Source organism: Micromonospora sp. LOL_014 (assembly GCF_048060245.1).
Classification (GTDB): domain Bacteria; phylum Actinomycetota; class Actinomycetes; order Mycobacteriales; family Micromonosporaceae; genus Micromonospora_E.
In genome coordinates this window covers 36096-56135 of record NZ_JBHMIP010000005.1, presented here as the reverse complement: position 1 = coordinate 56135, position 20040 = coordinate 36096, and the positions used below count along the sequence as shown (strand labels likewise).

Annotated in this window: 18 protein-coding genes; 14 read left to right on the top strand and 4 right to left on the bottom strand. The window is 72.2% G+C overall.

Going from position 1 to position 20040, the window contains the following annotated elements; translation table 11 throughout:
- The 6 genes from rimO (at position 1) to pspM (ending at position 5423) form a co-directional block, all read left to right on the top strand.
- A complete protein-coding gene (rimO, locus tag ACFHW1_RS06160; protein WP_416615034.1) occupies positions 1–1533 on the top strand; it encodes a 30S ribosomal protein S12 methylthiotransferase RimO in 1533 nt (510 codons plus the stop codon).
- Positions 1534–1537: 4 nt separating this feature from the next.
- A complete protein-coding gene (gene pgsA, locus ACFHW1_RS06155; RefSeq protein ID WP_416552858.1) occupies positions 1538–2140 on the top strand; it encodes a CDP-diacylglycerol--glycerol-3-phosphate 3-phosphatidyltransferase in 603 nt (200 codons plus the stop codon).
- Positions 2141–2160: 20 nt separating this feature from the next.
- Positions 2161–2718, top strand: coding sequence for a CinA family protein (locus ACFHW1_RS06150; protein WP_416553150.1), 558 nt, complete (start codon positions 2161–2163; stop codon positions 2716–2718).
- Between the two features lie 166 nt (positions 2719–2884).
- A complete protein-coding gene (locus ACFHW1_RS06145) occupies positions 2885–3409 on the top strand; it encodes a helix-turn-helix domain-containing protein (protein WP_416552856.1) in 525 nt (174 codons plus the stop codon).
- 232 nt (positions 3410–3641) lie between these two features.
- On the top strand, positions 3642–4523 hold the full coding sequence (locus tag ACFHW1_RS06140; protein ID WP_416552854.1) for a PspA/IM30 family protein: 882 nt from the start codon (positions 3642–3644) through the stop codon (positions 4521–4523).
- A 114-nt stretch (positions 4524–4637) separates the two neighbouring features.
- Positions 4638–5423 (top strand): phage shock envelope stress response protein PspM, encoded by a 786-nt coding sequence (gene pspM / locus ACFHW1_RS06135; protein ID WP_416552852.1) that lies wholly within the window; start codon positions 4638–4640, stop codon positions 5421–5423.
- Here pspM and ACFHW1_RS06130 read toward each other — a convergent pair.
- From ACFHW1_RS06130 to ACFHW1_RS06115, 4 genes are all read right to left on the bottom strand, one after another.
- The gene (locus ACFHW1_RS06130) at positions 5326–6168 is read right to left on the bottom strand and encodes a DNA-formamidopyrimidine glycosylase family protein (RefSeq protein ID WP_416552850.1); all 843 of its coding nucleotides are present in this window, start codon (positions 6166–6168) and stop codon (positions 5326–5328) included. The genes pspM and ACFHW1_RS06130 overlap by 98 nt on opposite strands.
- Positions 6169–6298: 130 nt before the next feature.
- A complete protein-coding gene (locus ACFHW1_RS06125; RefSeq protein ID WP_416552848.1) occupies positions 6299–6976 on the bottom strand; it encodes a DUF4142 domain-containing protein in 678 nt (225 codons plus the stop codon).
- A gap of 392 nt (positions 6977–7368) precedes the next feature.
- Positions 7369–7608, bottom strand: a complete 240-nt coding sequence (locus ACFHW1_RS06120) for a CPCC family cysteine-rich protein (protein WP_282229947.1) — start codon at positions 7606–7608, stop codon at positions 7369–7371.
- A gap of 139 nt (positions 7609–7747) precedes the next feature.
- Positions 7748–12364: an ATP-dependent helicase gene (locus ACFHW1_RS06115; RefSeq protein WP_416615032.1), complete on the bottom strand. Its 4617-nt coding sequence runs from the start codon at positions 12362–12364 to the stop codon at positions 7748–7750.
- Positions 12365–12550: 186 nt separating this feature from the next.
- Between ACFHW1_RS06115 and ACFHW1_RS06110 the strand changes: the two genes are divergently transcribed.
- The 8 genes from ACFHW1_RS06110 to mnhG all read left to right on the top strand — a co-directional run bounded on the left by ACFHW1_RS06110 (position 12551) and on the right by mnhG (position 20024).
- Positions 12551–12898 (top strand): hypothetical protein, encoded by a 348-nt coding sequence (locus tag ACFHW1_RS06110; protein WP_416552844.1) that lies wholly within the window; start codon positions 12551–12553, stop codon positions 12896–12898.
- 165 nt (positions 12899–13063) lie between these two features.
- Complete coding sequence (locus ACFHW1_RS06105) at positions 13064–13510, top strand: hypothetical protein (RefSeq protein WP_416568151.1); 447 nt, start codon at positions 13064–13066, stop codon at positions 13508–13510.
- Positions 13511–13691: 181 nt separating this feature from the next.
- Positions 13692–16625, top strand: a complete 2934-nt coding sequence (locus tag ACFHW1_RS06100) for a Na+/H+ antiporter subunit A (RefSeq protein ID WP_416568152.1) — start codon at positions 13692–13694, stop codon at positions 16623–16625.
- A 1-nt stretch (position 16626) separates the two neighbouring features.
- On the top strand, positions 16627–17112 hold the full coding sequence (locus ACFHW1_RS06095) for a Na(+)/H(+) antiporter subunit C (protein WP_416552838.1): 486 nt from the start codon (positions 16627–16629) through the stop codon (positions 17110–17112).
- Positions 17109–18755 carry a Na+/H+ antiporter subunit D gene (locus tag ACFHW1_RS06090; protein WP_416552836.1) on the top strand — a complete coding sequence of 549 codons (1647 nt, stop codon included), beginning with the start codon at positions 17109–17111 and terminating at the stop codon, positions 18753–18755. Before ACFHW1_RS06095 ends, ACFHW1_RS06090 begins: the two co-directional genes overlap by 4 nt.
- Entirely contained in the window at positions 18752–19357 is a 606-nt protein-coding gene (locus tag ACFHW1_RS06085) for a Na+/H+ antiporter subunit E (RefSeq protein WP_416552834.1), read from the top strand. Before ACFHW1_RS06090 ends, ACFHW1_RS06085 begins: the two co-directional genes overlap by 4 nt.
- A complete protein-coding gene (locus ACFHW1_RS06080; RefSeq protein WP_123600656.1) occupies positions 19354–19644 on the top strand; it encodes a monovalent cation/H+ antiporter complex subunit F in 291 nt (96 codons plus the stop codon). Before ACFHW1_RS06085 ends, ACFHW1_RS06080 begins: the two co-directional genes overlap by 4 nt.
- Positions 19641–20024 (top strand): monovalent cation/H(+) antiporter subunit G, encoded by a 384-nt coding sequence (mnhG, locus tag ACFHW1_RS06075; protein ID WP_416552831.1) that lies wholly within the window; start codon positions 19641–19643, stop codon positions 20022–20024. The genes ACFHW1_RS06080 and mnhG overlap by 4 nt, the downstream gene beginning before the upstream one ends.
- Positions 20025–20040 lie beyond the last annotated feature (16 nt).

Here is a 20040-nt window from a genome sequence, read left to right as displayed (position 1 = left end):
ATGGCCCGGTACCCTCGTCAGGTGTCTGCTTTTCCCCCGCCTCCCGCCCAACCGCCCGGCCGGCGCGTCGCCCTGCTCACCCTGGGGTGTGCCCGCAACGAGGTCGACTCGGAGGAGTTGGCCGCCCGGCTGGACGCCGACGGCTGGCAGGTGACCACCGACGCCGACGGTGCCGACGTGGTGCTCGTCAACACCTGCGGCTTCGTCGAGAAGGCCAAGCAGGACTCGGTGCAGACGCTGCTCGACGCCGCGGACGGTGGGGCCAAGGTGGTGGCTGCCGGCTGCATGGCCGAACGGTACGGCCGGGAACTCGCCGAGCACCTGCCGGAGGCGCAGGCCGTCCTCGGCTTCGACGACTACCCGGATATCGCCGGCCGGCTGCGGGCGGTGCTGGCCGGCGAGCAGCTGCCCGCACACGCGCCCCGGGACCGCCGCACGATGCTGCCGTTGACCCCGGTTTCCCGGCAACGCTCCGGTGTCGTCGTGCCCGGTCACGCGACGGTCGACGAGCACACCCCCGCGCACCTTCGCGCGGTCCTGCGGCGTCGGCTGGCCAGCGGCCCGGTGGCGTCGCTGAAACTGGCCAGCGGCTGTGACCGCCGGTGCGCCTTCTGCGCCATCCCAGCGTTCCGGGGGGCGTTCGTCTCCCGCATTCCCGAGGAGCTGCTGGCCGAGGCCGAGTGGCTGGCCGGCACCAACGTTCGGGAACTCGTGCTGGTGAGCGAGAACTCGACCTCGTACGGCAAGGATCTGGGCGATCCGCGGCTGTTGGAGAAGCTGCTGCCACAGCTGGCCGCCGTCGACGGCATCGTCCGGGTGCGGGTCAGCTACCTGCAGCCGGCAGAGACCCGTCCGGGCCTGATCGAGACGATCGCCACCACGGCCGGCGTGGCACCGTACTTCGACCTGTCCTTCCAACACGCCAGTGAGCCGGTACTGCGCCGGATGCGGCGCTTCGGCTCCACCGGGCGGTTCCTCGACCTGCTGGCCTCGGCCCGGTCACTGGCGCCGCAGGCCGGCGCGCGAAGCAACTTCATCGTCGGGTTCCCCGGCGAGACCCGATCGGACGTCGACGAACTGGTCCGGTTCCTGTCGGCGGCCCAGTTGGACGCAATCGGGGTGTTCGACTACAGCGACGAGGACGGCACCGAGGCCGCTGGACTACCCGACAAGGTACGGGCCGCCACGGTGAAGCGGCGCTACGACCGGATCTGTGCGCTGGCCGACGAGTTGTGCGCGCAGCGGGCCGAGGAACGGGTCGGCACGTCGGTGGAGGTGCTGGTCGACAGCGTCGACGACGGGCTGGTGGAGGGTCGGGCCGCGCACCAGGCGCCGGAAGTGGACGGGTCGACGACGCTGGTGGCCGGCGCTGCCGCCGCCACCGGAGCCGGGGTCGACCTCGCCATGCTGCGCCCCGGCGACCTGGTCCGGGCGACGGTGACCGGGACCGAAGGGGTCGACCTGGTGGCAGTGCCGAGTGACGTGCTCTCGTCCGGTACGGCCGACCGGCCGCTCTCCACCGCGGTCAGGTGAGCTGATGACCGAGCCGGGCGCCTCCGCCGGTCCGCGTACCGCCGTCGCCGCAGTGCCGGTGGTCAACGCGGCCAACGCGCTCACCGGGCTACGCATGGTGCTGGTGCCGGTCTTCGTGGTCTTCGTGGTTCTCTCCGGGATGACCCATCCGGGCTGGCGGATCGCCGCCTGCCTGACGTTCGTCGTCGCGTCGGCGACCGACCTGATCGACGGCTGGATCGCCCGCCGGTACGCCTTGGTGACGTCGTTCGGCAAGGTCGCGGACCCGATCGCCGACAAGGCGCTGACCGGCACCGCGCTGGTACTGCTGTCCTGGTACGACCTGGTGCCCTGGTGGGTGACCGGGCTGATCCTGGTGCGTGAGTGGGGGGTCACGCTGATCCGGTTCTGGGTGCTGCGGCACGGGGTGATCGCGGCGAGCCGGGGCGGCAAGGCGAAGACGGCGCTGCAGATCACGGCGATCGTCTGGTACCTGCTACCGCTGCCATCGGTGCTTGCCGCGGTCGCTCCGTGGATCATGGCGGCTGCGCTGCTGGTCACCGTGGCGACCGGGCTGGACTACCTGGTCCGCGCGTTGCGGCTGCGCCGTACCGGGCCGGGCCGGTGACTTCGGCCGAGTCGGACCGGATGCCTCCGGCCGGCGCACCAGCGGGCGGGCGGCCGGCGCCGGACGGCGGCGATCTCGGCCTCGGGCGGTCGGCCAGCGGTAGCCCGGCGGCGGCGGTCGTGCACGCCCTGGCCGAGCGGGGCGAGACGCTGGCGGTCGTCGAGTCGCTCACTGGTGGCTTGCTGGCGTCCGCCCTGGTCGAGGTTGCCGGGGCGAGCCTGGTCTTCCGCGGCGGGCTGGTCGTGTACGCCACCGACCTGAAGCGCACCCTGGCCGGCGTGCCGGAGCGGTTGCTCGCCGACCGCGGACCGGTCGACCCGGACGTCGCGGTCGCCATGGCCCGGGGTGCCCGCATCCGGTGCGCCGCCGAGTGGGCGCTGGCGACCACCGGGGTGGCCGGCCCACAGCCGCAGGGCGGCAAGCCGGTCGGGCGGGTCTACGTCGCCCTGGCCGGTCCGGCTGGCGTGCACCAGGTCCGGCGGTTGGACCTCGGTGGTGGTCGAGATGCGGTACGCAGGTCGAGCGTGACCGCTGCCCTGCGGCTGCTGACGACGCAACTGCACGCCACGCGGCCCTGAGCGGGGGACACCCGGGACGCCGAGCGGATATAACTGACATCTGACTCTGATCGCCCTGTCGGTCCCGATTCGTGCTCTCGGGTGGGGTGTCGATCGGGTGACGAACGGATAAGGTTGCGGGAAGCCTCCGGCACTCGCCGGCCGGTCCCGGACAGGGGGAGGTGCGATGGTCCTGCTACGCCGCGTTATCGGTGACGCGCTGCGTGCCCGCCGGCAGGGTCAGCGCCGGACTCTGCGCGAGGTCTCCACCGCCGCGAACGTCAGCCTCGGCTACCTCTCCGAGGTCGAGCGCGGCCAGAAGGAAGCCTCGAGTGAGCTGCTCGCTGCGATCTGCGACGCGTTGGGTGCTCAGCTGTCCGAGCTGCTGCGTGACGTGAGCCACACCGTCGCCGTCGCCGAGCAGCGGCAGGGCCTGCTGGTTCCGTTTCCCGAGCAGTCCCCGACGTCGCCCGTCGCGTCGCCCGAGCGGGCCCTGGAGGAGCGGCCGAGCCACAGCGAGGTTCTGCGCTCCGCCTCGGACGGCGCTGTCGGGACGGCCGAGCGAGGCGACGCTTCGGTGCACCAGGTCGCCACCGAGGACGGGGTGACCGTCTCGGTCCGCAGCGACTCGCCGCTCAAGACGACGCTGCGGGCCTCCCGGCGGGTGTCGAACACCGGCGGTCGGGACCGTGACGTCGTCTGCGCCGCCTGAGCCGCGGCCGATCGAGCGGCAGGGTGCTGCCGGATCCTGGGCTCGCCACCGCTGGATCCGGGACACTAAGGTTGACCCTCAACCGGCCCACCCTGCCGGATCCCACCGACGGCGGCCTAAGCGGTGGCGACGGCCTGGGACGATGGTAGGGGTGCCGGCGCACCGTACCGCCCGGGTCGGGCCGCCGTGACCGCCTGACCGTTCGCGCCGCTAGTGAGGGGATACCGCAGAGATGGCGAACCCGTTCGTCAAGGGTTGGCGCTACCTGATGGCGCTGTTCGGCGCCAAGATAGATGAGCACGCCGACCCCAAGGTGCAGATCCAGCAGGCGATCGAGGACGCCCAGCGCCAGCACCAGGCACTGGTTCAGCAGGCCGCTGCGGTGATCGGCAACCAGCGACAGCTGGAAATGAAGCTCTCCCGGCAGATGAGCGAGGTCGAGCGACTGCAGGGGATGGCCCGGCAGGCGCTGGTGCTGGCCGACAAGGCCCGTGCCGAGGGCGACGAGGCGGAGGCGAACAAGTACGAGCAGACCGCCCAGACTCTCGCCACCCAGCTGGTCTCCGGCGAGCAGTCGATGGAGGACCTCAAGACCCTGCACGACCAGTCGTTGGCCGCCGCCGCCCAGGCCCGTCAGGCGGTGGAGAACAATCAGATGATTCTGCAGCAGAAGCTGGCCGAGCGGACCAAACTGCTGAGCCAGCTTGAACAGGCCAAGATGCAGGAGACCGTGGCCTCGTCGCTGGAGTCGATGTCGGCGCTCGCCGCGCCGAAGAACACGCCGTCGCTCGATGAGGTGCGGGACAAGATCGAGCAGCGCTACGCCACCGCGATGGGCCGGGCCGAGCTGGCTGGCAACTCTGTCGAGGGGCGGATGCTCGAGGTGCAGAAGTCCACCCTCGACATGGCCGGTTCGTCGCGGCTCGATCAGATCAGGGCCAGCATGGCAGGAGAGAAGCTTGCCGGGGCACCGCCAGGGCCGGCGGTCGAGCAGGCCCCGGCCGGTGTGGACAGTACGGCAGGCGCGGACACCGCCAGTGTCGCCCGCCTCGACCAGCTCCGTGCCTCGATGGCGAAGGACAAGAACACCGGTGACGCCTCCGCCGCCGGCTGACCATCGGGCCGGGCGCCCGGTGACCGACCCGGTTCAGCCGGTGCCGTAGGCAACCCGGGCCGGGGTGGTGGCGTCTCCGGCCGGCTTCGTCCGAGGGGGAGGGAAGGAGCAACGGTGGTGGATCCACGGGCCCGTTACTTCCGCAGGCTGCGTCGCCTGCGTCGGGGCGCCCGCCGGTGGACCGTGCTTGCTGGCGGCTTCGGTGGCGCGGCGGCGGTCCTGCTGCCGTACGCGGGGGTCAGCCCGGTCGACGCGGTGTGGGCGGCGGCGGCCGGTGCCAGCACGGCGTTGGCCTTCTGGCGCTGGTCCGATCTGCGGGCGCTGGCCGGGCAACCGCCGCCCCCCGAGCCGGATCCGGCCATCGCCGCCGAACAGGCCCGGCTAAAGCTGGTCGCCACCGTCGAGCGGATTCCGCTCGGCCGGGCCGCCGTCGGCGAGGTACGCCGACAGCAGGCGCTGCTGGAGTTGCGCGGAACGGCGGCGGCGGGCGTCTGGACCCGGCTGGACCGGGCCGCGCGTACCCTCGCCGGGCTGGTGCCGCGGCTGACCGGGCCGGGCGAGTCCGCCCAGCTCGAAGCCGCAGTGGCCGAGCAGTCCCTGCGCGACCTGGCGTACCGAGTGGCCAGCGTGGAGAAAGCGGTACGGCTGGCTCCGGCCGACGCCGGGTTGGCCAACTCGCACCGGGTGCTCGTCGAGCAGCTGGAAGCCGGCACCATCGCCTACGAAGGCCTGGTCGCGGCCGCCGCCAACTACGTCGCCGAGGACGGTCGGGCGATCGGGCAGCACCCGTCGGTGAGCCGGCTCACCGAGGCCGGTGATCTGCTGCGGGGGGTTGCCGCCGGGCTGGCGGAGCTGCGCCAGCCACCGGACCCGGCTGGCACGTCGGGCACCAGTAGGTGACCCGCCCCGCCGACTCGGTGCGTCGCACCGCCGTACCGCAGCGCCGGCACGGCCGCCGCCAGCGGCCGTACACGTAGGTGGCCTCCCCGGGCAGGCCGGTGATGCTGCGGCTGGCCCGCCCCCGGTTGGCGACCAGCAGCCGGCGTGCCAGGTCGACGACGGCGGCCAGGTCCGGCACCTCGCGGACCGGCGTACCGGGCGCGACACCACGCAGGAACAGCAACTCGCAGGCGTAGACATTGCCTATCCCGGCGAGATTGCGCTGGTCGAGCAGCGCCTCGGCGACAGGCGTATCGGGCCGAGCGGCGAGCCGGCGGACCGCTTCGGTCGCGTCCCAGTCGGCACCGAGCAGATCCGGCCCCAGCCCGGCGGTGAGTTCCGGCTCCCGTTCCGTCGCCATCAGCATCAGCTCGTGCAGGTGGTAGCCGACGGCGACGGATTCACCGGTGCGCAGCACCACACGGATCAGGTGTGCCGGCCGGGCCGCCCAGCGCTGCCCGACCCGGTAGGTCCGCCAACTGCCGTCCATCCGCAGATGAGAGTGCAGGGTGTACCGCCGGTCGTCGGGTGCCGCGAGCCGCAGCAGCAGGTGCTTGCCACGGCTCACGCAGCCCAGCACGGCCCAGCCGGACAGGTCGGTGGTCGCGAGCCGGGGGATCCGGAAGTCGCTGCCGGTGAGAAGCCGGCCGGCCAGCACTTCCCGCAGCCGGTAAGCGGTGTTCCAGACGGTGTCGCCTTCAGGCACGACCACAATCCTGCCGCAGGTCGTGACCGGGCGGGCCGGATCGCGCCGACTGCCCCGGGTCGGATAGTCGGCCGGATAGCCGACTGCCCGGGCCGGATAGTCGGCCCGGGCAGTCGGGTGACGATAACTTCTAGTAGCGTCGTCGGAACACGGCGAAGGTGGCAGCGGTGCCGAGCGCCAGCGCGCCAATCAGCACCACCCAGATCGTCGTCGAGTTGACGCCGTTGCTGAGCTCGGCGTTGGCCTGGACCGCAGCGATGAGGCTGTCGTCAACAGGTGCCGGCACGGCCACCGGGGGGAGCTCGCCGTACCGCACCAGACCGGTGCTCTCCAGCAGCGACATGTGGGTCTGGACGAAGCCGTTGGCGTCCTGCGCGAGCTGGCGGACGACGTCGTTGCGGGTGCTCGCCCGGACCGCACCGATGACTGGGAAGATGTTGCCGTGGGCGGCGCGGAGCCGTTCGACGAAGATCCGGTCGAACCGGGCGCCCTCCGAGATCTTCATCTCGTTGACCCAACCCTGCTGGGTGGGGGTCGGGTCGGTGGGCAGCTCCACGCCCAGCTGGTTCGCCGCCTCGACCACCAGCAGGTCGAGCTCGATATGCTGCTCGGCGATCGCGGCGCCGACCTCGCGGACCCGTTGCGTGCTGCCCTTTTCCGCCGCCAGCTGACCGGCGGGAATCTCCCACAGCCCGGCGAGCCGGACCCCGTTGAGTAGCTGGATGTCGGTGGCGGCGAGCTGGGTCGCCCCTGAGGGCTGGGCGAGCGCGACGCCGGGCAGTGCGAGCAGCCCGGCGACGAGACCCACCAGGACCACTGTCAGCCGGCGTGGGGTGTGTGCCGCAGATCGTGCCCGGGCCATAGTGTCTCAACCTCCGAGTGGGGTCGACAGAGCGGTTGGTGATCGATCAGAACGTTATGTCGAATACCGCCCCCGCGTCAATGCCGCCGGCTTGGAATCCGCAGAAAGAAAGAAACGTTCAATCATTTCCTGTGGCTAATCTGACTCAACTCGCCGGCATCGTCCGTTCGGCTGATGCCGGCGGTTCAACATCGAGGTCACCGGGGGTTTTCACCCAGTGCGAATCTGGCCGCTTGACATACCACGGCAGGAGTGCGGTTTGTGGCGCCGCGGTAACAGAGTGCCGACACCGTAGCAGAGTATCGGCCCATTCCTCACCCGGCGGATCACTGGAATCGCTACGGAGACTCGTCAGGACGCGGGGGCCGGACGATGTCGGCGTACCGCAGATGGCTGGCACCGTAGATTGCGAAGTTGAGCCGGGCATGGGACAGGCTCAAGTCGCCGTTCGGCCCGCCGCGCACCACCTCAGCGTCGTCATCGCCCTGGCCGTCGTCGGTCCAGAAGCAGACGGGGCAGGTGGTGCATCCGGTCCGGTAGCCACAGCAGGGGCATCTGTCGACGGAGTACGGGACCACCCGCTAAGCCTTCCACAGGAACGTTTCGGGCATGTGCCTGAGGTACCCCGTCGGCGGTCCGTCGGCAGCGCACCGCCGACGGCGGGGTACATCCGGCGTACCCCGCCCGTGCCGGCGGTGCCCGGCCCGACGTTTACGATCAGCCGCGTAGCCGCAGTCCACGTGGGGTGGCCCGGAAGCCGGCGGCGGCCAGCGCCGTCCGCAGCGGGGAGCTGTGTACCCGCTCCCCGTCGGCGCGTTCGACCGAGATGGTGCCGAGTGCCCCGGAGCTCACCGCGTCGGCTAGCGCCCGGGCCGCCGCCTCGAGCCGTTGTCCGTCCTGAGTGAAGCAGAGCAGACTGCGACCGCCGCGTTCGACGTAGAGCGCCGCCTCCGCGTCGACCAGGACCACCAGCGCCCCGGCCTTGCGCCCGGGTCGGTGCCCCGCCGCCGACTCGTCGGCGCTGTCCACCGGTCGCTCCGGCCAGGGCAGTGCCGCACCGTACGGGTTCGCCGGATCGGCTGCCGCCAGCACCACCGCCTCGGGCTGCCGGCGGTGCGCCGGATCGGAATTGGCGAGTTCCCGCAGCCGGTCCACCGCACCGGGTACGGCGAACTGGGCCGCACCGAGCCCGTCGACGAAGTAGCCCCGGCGGGCCGCGCCGCGTTCCTCCAACGCGGCCAGCACCGGGTACACGGCGGCGAAGCCACCTGGCTGCCCCTCGGCGGCGACCGCCCCCCGGGTCACCACCCCATGCCGTTCGAGCAGCACGTCGGCGGCGAGCGCCGCCCGCCGGGTCGGATCGGGGTCTCGGGGTGGCAGCAGTGACCACCGGCCGGCCAGCTGCGGTGCGGCGGTACGGGCGACGAACTCCTGACCGACCCGCCGGGCCCGACCCCGTGGCCCGGCGGCGGTGCGGACCCGTTGTCTCGAGTGTGGGCCGAGTACGGCCCGCAGTGGAGCCAGTGTGTCGTTGGTCAGCCAGCCGGCCCACACCAGATCCCAGATCGCCGTCTCGATCCGCCCGGCCGGATCGGCGTTGCCGGCGGGCGCGACGCCAGTGGTGTCGGCGAGCGCCGCGTCGACCCGGTCGGCCAGTTGCCGGAAGAACAGCGCCTGCTGGTCGGCGAGGGCGGCGAGCACCGCCTCGTGCACCGGGGTCAGCGTGAGCGCCGGGTCCGGCGGCGGTAGCAGCAGCGGCGCGGTCTCCGTGAACACCAACCGGATCCAGCCGTCACCGGCGCCGACCGCGCCGGCACCGGACCAGGTGACCTCGCCGGAGGCACAGAGCTCGTCCAGCTGCGCGGGGGAGTAGTCGGCCACCCGGGCCGGCAGGATCAGGCGTTCCACCGCTGCGGCCGGCAGGACCGCCCCCTGCAGTTGCTCGACGGCGGCCGCCACGCCGTCCACCCCACGACCCGGGTCGGCGACCTGCTGCCACCGGGGGAGGAACCGGACCAGGGCGGTGGCCGGCACCGGCTCGATCTCGCGGCGCAGCGCCGCGAGCGATCGGCGCCGCAGCAGCCGCAGCACGTCGGCGTCGCACCACTCGGTGCCGGCCCGCTCGGGAGTGAACTCGCCGGCCACGATCCGCCCGGTCGCGGCGATCCGCCGCAGGGTCTGTTCGACGACGAAGGCACCCAACCCAAACCGGGCGGCGCACCCGGCGGTGTCGAACGGCCCCCGGGTACGGGCGTAGCGGGCGACCAGGTCGCCGAGCGGGTCGGCCACCGGGGCGAGGTACGCCGCGGCGACGCCGACCGGCAGCGCGACACCGAGCGCGTCGCGCATCCGGCTGGCGTCCTCCACCGCGATCCACCGCTCCTGCCCGGCGATCCGCACCCGCAGCGCGCGCCGGGCCTGGGACAGCTCGGCCGGCCAGCCCGGGTCGATCTGCCGGGCCCGCAACTCGGCGTCGGACAGGTCGCCGACGACCCGCAGCAGCTCGGCCAGGTCCTCGGCGTCGCGTACCCGGCGGTGTCCGTCCAGCCACTGCAGCTGGCGGTGGGTCTCGTCGAGCACCGCCGGGTCGAGCAGCTCCCGCAGCTCGACCCGGCCGAGCAGCTCGCCGAGCAACGTCGAATCGAGGCTCAGCGCGGCGGCCCGGCGCTCGGCCAGCGGCAGGTCCCCTTCGTAGAGGAACGCTCCGACGTAGCCGAACAACAGGGACCGGGCGAACGGCGACGGTCGGGGTGTCTCGACCTCCACCAGCCGCAGTCGCCGTGCCACCAGGTCACCCATCAGCCCGGCCAATGCCGGCATGTCGAAGACGTCGCGCAGGCATTCCCGCGCCGCCTCCAGGGTGATCGGGAAGTCGGTGAACTCGCGCGCCACGTCGAGCAGTTGGGCGGCGCGTTGCCGCTGCTGCCACAGCGGCTGCCGGCGTCGCGGATCCCGGCGGGGCAGCAGCAGCGCCCGGGCGGCGCATTCCCGGAACCGGGCGGCGAACAGGGCCGACCCGCCGACGGCTGTTTCGACGAGCTGGCTCATCTCGTCGCTGTCGAAGGCGACCAGGTCGGCGCCGGGTGGGGTGTCGGCCATCTCGGGTAGCCGGATGACGATACCGTCGTCGGCGGGCAGCACCTGGGCGTCGACGCCGTACCGCTCGCTGATCCGGTGCCCGATCGCAAGTGCCCACGGGGCGTTGACCTGGGCACCGAAGACGCTGTGCACGACCAGGCGCCAGTCGCCGAGCTCGTCGTGGAACCGTTCGACGACGACCGTCCGGTCGTCCGGCAGGCTCCGGACGGCGGTGCGCTGGTCGTCGAGGTAGCGCAGCAGGTTGTCGGCGGCCCAGTCATCCAGACCGGACGACAACAGCCCGGCGCGGGCGGCGGTCGGGTCCTGTCGGCTGACCTGGCGCAGCCGGGCGCCCAGCGCCCGGCCCAGCTCGACCGGGCGACCAGGTTGGTCGCCTTTCCAGAACGGCATCCGGGCAGCCTGGCCCGGGGCGGGGGTGACCAGCACCCGGTCCGGGGTGATCTCCTCGATCCGCCACGACGTCGCACCGAGAAGGAAGACGTCGCCGGCCCGGGACTCGTAAACCATCTCCTCGTCGAGCTCGCCGACCCGTACCGGCCGTTCGGCCCCGGCCAGGAAGACGCCGAACAGGCCGCGATCCGGGATCGTGCCGCCACTGGTGACGGCCAGCCGCTGCGCGCCCGGCCGCCCGGTGAGCAGGTCGGCGTCGCGGTCCCAGAGCAGCCGGGGCCGCAGCTCGGCGAACGCGGTCGATGGATACCGGCCGGAGAGCATGTCCAGCACCGCGTGCAGCGCCGAGTCGGGCAGCTCGGCGTACGGGGCCGCGCCGCGCACCAGCGTCGCCAACGCGTCGACCGGCCAGGGATCGAGCGACACCATCGCGACGATCTGCTGGGCGAGTACATCGAGCGGGTTGCGCGGGTACCGCAACTGCTCGATCGCGCCGTTGGCCATCCGCTCGCTGACCACCGCACAGGCCAGCAGGTCGCCACGGTGCTTGGGCAGAATCACCCCGTGCGACAGCGCGCCCACCTGGTGCCCGGCCCGGCCGATCCGCTGCAGGCCGGCGGCGACGCTCGGCGGTGCCTCGATCTGTACGACAAGGTCGACCGCACCCATGTCGATGCCGAGCTCCAGGCTGGAGGTGGCGATCACCGCCGGCAGTTGGCCGGACTTCAACGCCTCTTCGATCTGCTGCCGTTCGGAGCGCGACACGCTGCCGTGGTGGGCGCGGGCGATCACGGCCGGGGCGCCGTGTGCGGTGTCCGACTGGGCCATGACCTCCGCCGGCATCCAGGTGCCGGACCGCCGGTCGCTGCCGCTGCTGTCGGCGCGGGGCGGTCCGGACCGCTGGTCCGTGTCGTCCGCCCGGTCTGCGGCGAGTTCGTTGAGCCGGGCGCAGAGCCGTTCCGCCGAGCGCCGGGAGTTGGTGAACACAATGGTCGACCGGTGCCGCCGGATCAGGTCGAAGACGCGTTCCTCGACGGCCGGCCAGATCGACCGGCCGGCCGGCGGCGGACCATCGGGGTCCTCTTGCGCCGTCTCGCGTTCGTCCAGCTGGTCGAGATCCGGCACCGGCACCTGGACGCTGACATCGATGGTCTTGGTCGTGGCCGGGGCGACCATCTGCACGGGCTGACGGCCACCGAGGAACTCGGCGGTCTCCTCGATCGGCCGGACCGTGGCGGACAGGCCGATCCGCTGGGCGGGTGCCGGCAGCAGCGCGTCCAACCGCTCCAGCGACAACGCCAGGTGCGCGCCGCGTTTGGTGCCGGCGACCGCGTGCACCTCGTCGACGATGACCGTACGCACGCCGCGCAGCGACTCCCGGGCGGCCGAGGTGAGCAGCAGGAACAGCGACTCGGGAGTGGTGATGAGGATGTCCGGCGGTTGCCGGAGGAAGGCGCGTCGCTGATCGGCCGGGGTGTCGCCGGTGCGGATACCGACGGTCACCTGCGGCGCCGGGGCACCGATGCGGGCGGCGGCCTGGCCGATGCCGACCAGCGGGGTACGCAGGTTGCGGTCGACGTCGACCGCGAGTGCCTTGAGCGGGCTCAGGTAGAGCACCCGGCACCGCAGCCGCGGATCGTCGGGAGCGGGCGAGCGGGTCAGCTGGTCCAGCGACCAGAGGAACGCGGCGAGGGTCTTGCCGGATCCGGTGGGTGCGACCACCAGGGCGTGCCGGCCGTCGCTGATCGCCTCCCACGCGCCGGTCTGCGCGGCGGTCGGGGCGGCGAAGGCGGCGGAGAACCACTCCCGGGTGGCCGCCCCGAAGCGCTCCAACACCGCGGTCATCGCTGGTCCCTCCATCGGTACATCCGGCTGCCTGCGTGAACCATCCTGCCCGCCGGGTACGACGAAGCTGGGCCGCCCGGGCGACCGGATCCACAAATTCGAGTGGAACCGGCAGGTCTGGCTTGCCCGACTTAGTAGTTATGGAGTAACTTTCCGTCATCGTCCGATCTCTCAAGGAGTACCTCCATGCCCGTTGTCGAGCGCGGCCTCCACCACGACACGGAGGTTCTACTCCGGAAGGTGGACGGCCTGGTGGCCCTGCTGCGGCTGCGGCACCACCGGCTCGACCCGGCGGCGGTGGACCGGTTCGCCGACACCCTGCGGGCCCTGGTCGTCGACAGCGGATCGGCGAGCGCCGCCGACCGGGCGCGGGTCCGCGCCACCGTGCACTACCACATGCTGCTGGTCAGCCGACGAGGTCTGCTGCCGCTCGCCGACGTGCCCGCACCCGCCGGACCCGCGACGCCGGCCAGTCCGGCGATGCCCGCCGCGACGGCGACGGCAACGGCTCCCACCGAACCAGCCGGCACATGACGGTAACCGTACGGTAATCACCGAATCTGCTTTGATCGCTTACCATCCAAGCTCCGGGAACCGGCGACGTCCAGGCCCGGCCACCGCCCGGCGGGCCGGCCAGTCAGGCGGCCGGCACCGGGAGACCGGTAGGCTGGCGGGGATCGACAGCGGAGGGGGGCACGGATGGCACAGCTGCGCCACCTCCCGGCTCCGCGCAGGATCGCCGTCGTTCTACTCGTCCTGCTCACCGTCACCGCCGTGCACGGCGCCGCCTCGGTCGCCGTACCGGCCGTCGCCGTCGCCGCCGGGCCGGCCTCCATCGGAGCCGCGCTGCTGCACCAGACCGTCTCGCCCGGTGGTCGCAACTGCGTCGACGACGCCGACCACCGGCAGCAGCAGAGCGTGTCGGCCCGGCCCGGCCCAGCCGGTGACGACCACGGCACTCCGACCGGTGCCGTCACCACGCCAACCTGGTCCGCCGCGCCATCCGTCACCGGCCAGGCGGCCCGGTCGTCGGCCGCCGGTCCGCTCCTGCGCCGCGGCACCCGGCCCTGCTCCAGCCGGGCACCACCCGACCAGCTGGCGGCGCAGCTGACCACTGCGGCCGCACACCTGCCCATTCTCGACTGAACCGGGCCACCGAACCGGCGGAGTCCGGGGCCGGACGTCCCGAGCCTTCGCCACTTCCACGTCACCCCTCCGCTACGGCCGCGACGCGCCGTCCGGCGTTCCTCTCCCGCTGGGCGGGCAAGCCCGGCAACGGACCCATGCCGACGCGTGGGCCCGCGACGATACCTACCTGGAGCCATCCGTGCTGGTATTGCTCATCGTCCACCTGGTGACGGCGCTCGTGGCGCCGGTGCTGGTCCGCTGGTGGGGTCCGCGTGCCTGCTACCTGCTGGCCGCCGCGCCCGGCGCCGCCGCCGGCTGGGCACTGGCCAACACCGGTGCGGTACGCGACGGTGCCACGCTCGACGAGACGTACCGGTGGGTGCCGCAGCTCGGCCTCGACCTGACGCTTCGGGTCGGCACCTTGTCCTGGCTCATGGTGCTGCTGGTCGGCGGCGTCGGAGCCCTGGTCCTGATCTACTGCGCCCGCTACTTCGCGTCGGGTGAGCCCGGCCTCGGCCGGTTCACCGCGAACTTCGTCGGATTCGCCGGAGCCATGCTCGGTCTGGTCCTCGCCGACGACCTGATCCTGCTCTACGTCTTCTGGGAGCTGACCACCGTCTTCTCCTACCTGTTGATCGGCCACCATACGGAGAAACGGGCCAGCCGCCGGGCCGCCGCCCAGGCGCTGATCGTGACCACCCTGGGCGGCCTGGCGATGCTCGTCGGGTTCATCATGCTCGGTGAGCAGGCCGGCACCTACCGCTGGTCGCAGATCGCGGCCAGCCCACCGCCGGGGGGCGGCTACCTGGCCGTCGCGCTGGTGCTGGTCCTCGTCGGTGCGCTGGCCAAGTCGGCGATCTTCCCGTTCAGCTTCTGGCTGCCCTCGGCGATGGCCGCGCCCACCCCGGTCAGCGCCTACCTGCACGCCGCCGCCATGGTGAAGGCCGGCATCTACCTGGTGGCCCTGCTGTCACCGGCGTACGCGGGCAACCCCTGGTGGTACTGGTTGATCGTCACCACCGGCACCGCCACCATGCTGGCCGGCGGCTGGGCGGCGCTGCGCCAGACCGACCTTAAGCTGCTGCTGGCGTACGGGACCGTGAGCCAGCTCGGTCTGCTGGTGGTGGTGACCGGCACGGGCGAACGCGGCCCGGCGTTGGCCGGGGCGACGATGCTGCTCGCCCACGCCCTGTTCAAGGCGACCCTGTTCCTGGTGGTCGGCATCGTCGACCGGTGCGCCGGCACCCGCGACCTCACCGAGCTGAGCGGGCTGGGCCGCCGGATGCCGGCGGTCGCCGTGGCCGCTACGCTCGCCGCCGCGTCGATGGCCGGGGTGCCTCCGCTGCTCGGCTTCGTCGGCAAGGAGGCGGTCCTGGAGGCGTTCGCACCGGACCCGGTCGTGTTGGCGCTGATCGTCCTCGGCTCGGTGTTCACCACCGCGTACAGTGCCCGGTTCATCTGGGGCGCGTTCGTCGGCAAGCCCGGTCGGGAGCCGACTGCCGCCGTGTCGGTCGGCCCGGTGTTCGTGCTGCCGGTCGGCGTACTGGCGCTGCTCGGTCTGCTGCTCGGGCCGGCGGCCGGCGTCGTCGACACGGTGCTCACCCCGTACGCCGGGCTGTTCGGTCCGGGCGACTACCACCTGGCGCTGTGGCACGGGTTCACCCCCGCGCTGGGGCTGTCCCTGGTCGCGCTCGTCGGCGGTGCCGCGCTGTTCCTGGCCCGGGACCGGGTGGCCGCCGTGCAGCGGCGGCTGCGTGCTCCGACCGACGGGGCGACCAGCTACGCCCAGGCGACCCACCTGCTGGACCGGATCTCGGTGGAGGTCACCGGCGCCACCCAGCGCGGGTCGCTGCCGCAGTACCTCGGCATCATCCTGCTGGTGCTGGTCACCGTGCCCGGTGGAGCGCTGCTGGTGACCCGGCCGTGGACCGGGCAGTGGCGCTGGTACGACACGCCGGTGCAGATCGCGGTGGCAGCGGTCCTGGTGGTCGCCGCGATCGCCACGGTCCGGGCGCAACGCCGACTGAAGGCAGTCATCCTGGCCGGAGTGACCGGTTACTGCACCGCGTTGATGTTCGTCCTGCACGGCGCACCCGACCTGGCGCTCACCCAGTTCCTCGTCGAGACGATCACCATCGTGGTGTTCGTCCTGGTGGTTCGTCGGCTGCCGATCTACTTTTCGGAACGTCCACTGCGTTCCAGCCGGTACGCGCGGATCGCCCTCGGTGTCGTCGTCGGCGTGGTGATGTCCGGCATGGCGATGGCGGCGGTCGGCAACCGGGACGCGGCACCCGTCTCAGCGGCCTACCCCGAACAGGCGGTGGAGTACGGCGGCGGGCGCAACGTGGTGAACGTGACGCTGGTCGACATCCGGGCCTGGGACACCATGGGGGAGATCTCGGTGCTGGTCGTCACGGCGACCGGCGTGGCGAGCCTGGTGTTCCTGCGGCCGCGTACCGGGCCGGGTCCCCGCCGGGTCGGCGCCGCGACCGCAGCCGGCCACGGTAACCGGCCGGGCGGCCCGTCCCCGCCGGCCCGGTCCCGGCGCCAACGGATCTGGCTGCGGGGCGGCGCGACCCAGACCCCGCGGGGCCGGTCGATCATCTTCGAGGTGGTCACCCGGCTGCTGTTCCACGCCATCCTGGTCTACTCGATATTCCTGCTCTTCTCCGGCCACAACGCGCCCGGTGGCGGGTTCGCCGGCGGGCTGGTGGCCGGGCTGGCGCTGGCGGTGCGCTATCTCGCCGGTGGCCGCCACGAACTCAACGAGGCGGCACCGGTGGACGCCGGGCTGGTGCTCGGCGTCGGTCTGTTCCTGGCGATCGGCGCCGGGCTGAGTCCGATCCTGGTCGGCGCCGACGTGCTGCAGAGCGCCATCGTGGACCTGCATTTGCCGGTGATCGGCGACGTCCACCTGGTCACCTCGCTCTTCTTCGACGTGGGCGTCTACCTGATCGTGGTGGGTCTGGTCCTGGACATCCTGCGCAGCCTCGGTGCCGAGGTCGACCGGCAGATCGCGCGGTCCGCCGAGCCGGACGTCGAGGTGGACGACACCCCGCCGGGCGAGCTCGCCGCCGCTGACGCCACCGCACCGGGTGCCGCCGGCGACCGGGTCGCCGGAGGAAGGAGCTGACATGCCGCCCAACATCGTGCTCGTCCTGGTCGTCGGGGTGCTCTTCGCCGCCGGCGTCACCCTGTTGCTGGAACGCAGTCTCACCCGGGTGGTGCTTGGGGTGGTCCTGCTCGGCAACGGGGCCAACCTGCTGATCCTGCTGGGCGGGCGGCCCGGCGGGGCGCCCATCGCCGAGGTGACCGCCGCCGAGGAGATGAGCGACCCGCTGCCACAGGCGCTCATCCTCACCGCGATCGTGATCACGCTCGGGCTCACCGCGTTCCTGCTCGCCATGGCGTACCGCAGCTGGTTGCTCTTCGGCCACGACGAGGTCCAGGACGACCTGGAGGACCGGCTCATTGTGCAGCGCGCCCTCGCCGACCAGGGACCCAACGCCGAGGACGACGCCGAGGACAGCGACGACAACGACACCGACCCGATCGACGCGATCGGTGCCCCCCGTACCGCCCCGGCCCGCGCCGGCGATCTCGATCGGAGCGACCCGTGAGCTTCCTGGTGCCGTTGCCGGTGATCGTGCCGCTGCTCGGCGCGGGTATCACCCTGGTGCTGGCCCGGCATCCGCGCGCCCAGCGGACCACCAGCGTCGCCGCCCTCTCCGTCAGCTTCGGCGTCGCGCTCGCCCTGCTGGTCACCGCCCACATCGAAGGACCCCAGGTGGTACGGGTGGGTGGCTGGCCGGTGCCGCTGGGCATCGTGCTGGTCGCCGACCAGCTCGCCACCCTGATGCTGGTGGTCTCCACCGCGGTGACGCTCTGCGTACTGCTGTACTCGATCGGCGAAGGTCGTGCCGACGGCCGGGAGAGCACACCGGTGGCGATCTACCACCCGACGTACCTGATCCTCACCGCCGGAGTGACCAACGCGTTCCTCTCCGGGGACCTGTTCAACCTGTACGTCGGGTTCGAGATCCTGCTCGGTGCCAGCTACGTGCTGCTCACCCTGGGCGGCACCGAGGTACGGATCCGGGCCGGCACCACGTACGTCGTGGTCAGCATCCTCTCCTCGGTCATCTTCCTCACCGCGATCGGGCTGGTCTACGCCGCCACCGGCACGGTGAACCTGGCGCAGCTGGCCGACCGGCTCGACGGACTTCCCGACGATCTGCGGCTGGTGCTGCAGCTGATGCTGCTCCTCGCGTTCGGCATCAAGGCGGCGGTGTTCCCGCTGTCGGCCTGGCTGCCGGACAGCTACCCGACCGCGCCGGCTCCGGTCACCGCCGTCTTCGCCGGTCTGCTGACCAAGGTCGGCGTCTACGCGATCATCCGTACCGAGACGTTGCTGTTCCCCGGCGGACGCACCCGCGACCTGCTGCTGGTGGTCGCGTTGCTGACCATGGTGGTCGGCATCCTCGGTGCCGTCGCGCAGTCGGACATCAAGCGGCTGCTCTCGTTCACCCTGGTCAGTCACATCGGCTACATGCTGTTCGGGATCGCGCTCGGCACCGCCGCCGGACTGGCGGCGGCGATCTTCTACGTGGTGCACCACATCACCATCCAGACCACGCTGTTCCTGGCGACCGGGCTGGTGGAGCGCCGGGGCGGCAGCACCAACCTGGAACGTCTCGGCGGGTTGGCCCGGGCCGCGCCGCTGCTCGCCGCGCTGTTCTTTCTGCCCGCGTTGAACCTGGCCGGCATACCACCGTTCTCCGGGTTCCTCGGCAAGCTCGGGTTGCTGCAGGCCGGGGCCGCCGACGGCGGACCGCTGGTCTGGGTGGTCGCCGCCGGCGCGGTGGTGACCAGCCTGCTCACCCTGTACGCGGTGACCCGGGTGTGGAATCTCGCCTTCTGGCGCAAGACGGCCCCGCAGGCCGCAGCGGGCGGTCCGGCGCCGGCACCGGCACCTGCTACGGCCCCGCAGCCGGCAACGGTGCCGTCCGTCACCCGGGCGGTGTCCGGTGTCCGGGTGCCGTCCACCGACTCGGCCTCCACCCCGCTCGCCGCCGACGGCCCGGGGTCGGTGGAACCGATGCCGCCCCTGCTGGTCGGCGCGACCACCGCACTGGTGCTGCTCGGCCTGGCGCTGACCGTGCTGGCCGGACCGTTGTACCAGATCGGCACCGAGGCGGCAGCCAACCTGGTGAGTCGGACGCCGTACGTTGACGCGGTGTTCCCGCAGGGAGGAGCCCGATGAGTCCGGTGTCCAGGGCCGCGCGCTGGCGTACCCAGATCGTCGCGGTCGCCGCTCTGGTGGTGCTGTGGAACCTGTTCTACGGGCGGTTCTCCGTCGGCAACCTGCTCGGCGGGACGTTGGTGGCACTGGTGGTGGTCACCGTCTTCCCGCTGCCGCCGGTCGCCTTCGAGGGCCGGATTCGGCCGCTGGCGGTGCTGCGCTTCCTCGTCCGGTTCGTCGTCGACCTGTTCATCGCGAGCGCGCAGGTGGCCTGGACCGCCGTCCGGTTCGGGCACACCCCGCGCAGCGCGGTCCTCGCGGTGCGGCTCCGGGTCCGGACCGACCTGAACCTGACCCTCACCGCGGAGGCGTTGTCGTTGATCCCGGGCAGCCTCATCGTCGAGGCCGACCCGGCCAGCGGCACCCTTTACGTCCACGTGCTCGACGTCGTCGACCACCACGACGTCGAGCGGGCCCGGCGGAAGGTGCTGGCGTTGGAGGAGCGGATCGTCCGGGCCGTCGGCTCGGCGGACGACGTGCGTCACCTCGCCGACCTTCCTCGCCCGGCCGACCATCCATTTCCAGGAAACGATCCCCGCCCAGGGAACGGAGAGAATCGATGACCTTCGTGGCCGTCGTGGTGACCGTCCTGCTGGCCGTGGCGGCCCTGCTGACCGTCGGGCGGATCATCCGTGGTCCGACACTGCTCGACCGGGTGGTGGCCGCCGAGGTGCTGATCGCCATCATCGTCGGTGGGCTCGCCGCCGAGGCGGCGGTCAACCGGCACGCCACCACCCTGCCGGTGCTGGTGGTGCTGTCCCTGCTCGGGTTCGTGGGCTCGGTCAGCATCGTCCGGTTCGTCGCCGCCCGCCCGCCCGCGGTGGCCGCCGCCGAACGGGAGCAACGGTGAACGGGGTGCTGACCGTACTGTCCGGCACGCTGCTGATCGGCGGCGCGTTGCTCAGCCTGGCGGCCAGCATCGGTCTGCTGCGCTTCCCCGACGTCGCCGCCCGGATACACGCGGCGACCAAGCCGCAGGTTCTCGGCCTGCTACTGGTCCTCAGTGGGCTGGCGTTGCGGCTGCAGAGCGGCACCGAACTGGCCACTCTGCTGATGGTGGCGGTCTTCCAGATGGCGACCGCGCCGGTCGCGGCCCACATCATCGGTCGGACCGCCTACCGGGCCAATCTGGTCCGGCGCGACCTGCTGGTCACCGACGAGGCGGACGGAATGGCGGTCGACAGCACCGGCGGCGACGGTACCGGTGGGCAGCGGCGGACCACTATATAATCCGGCCATGACCGAT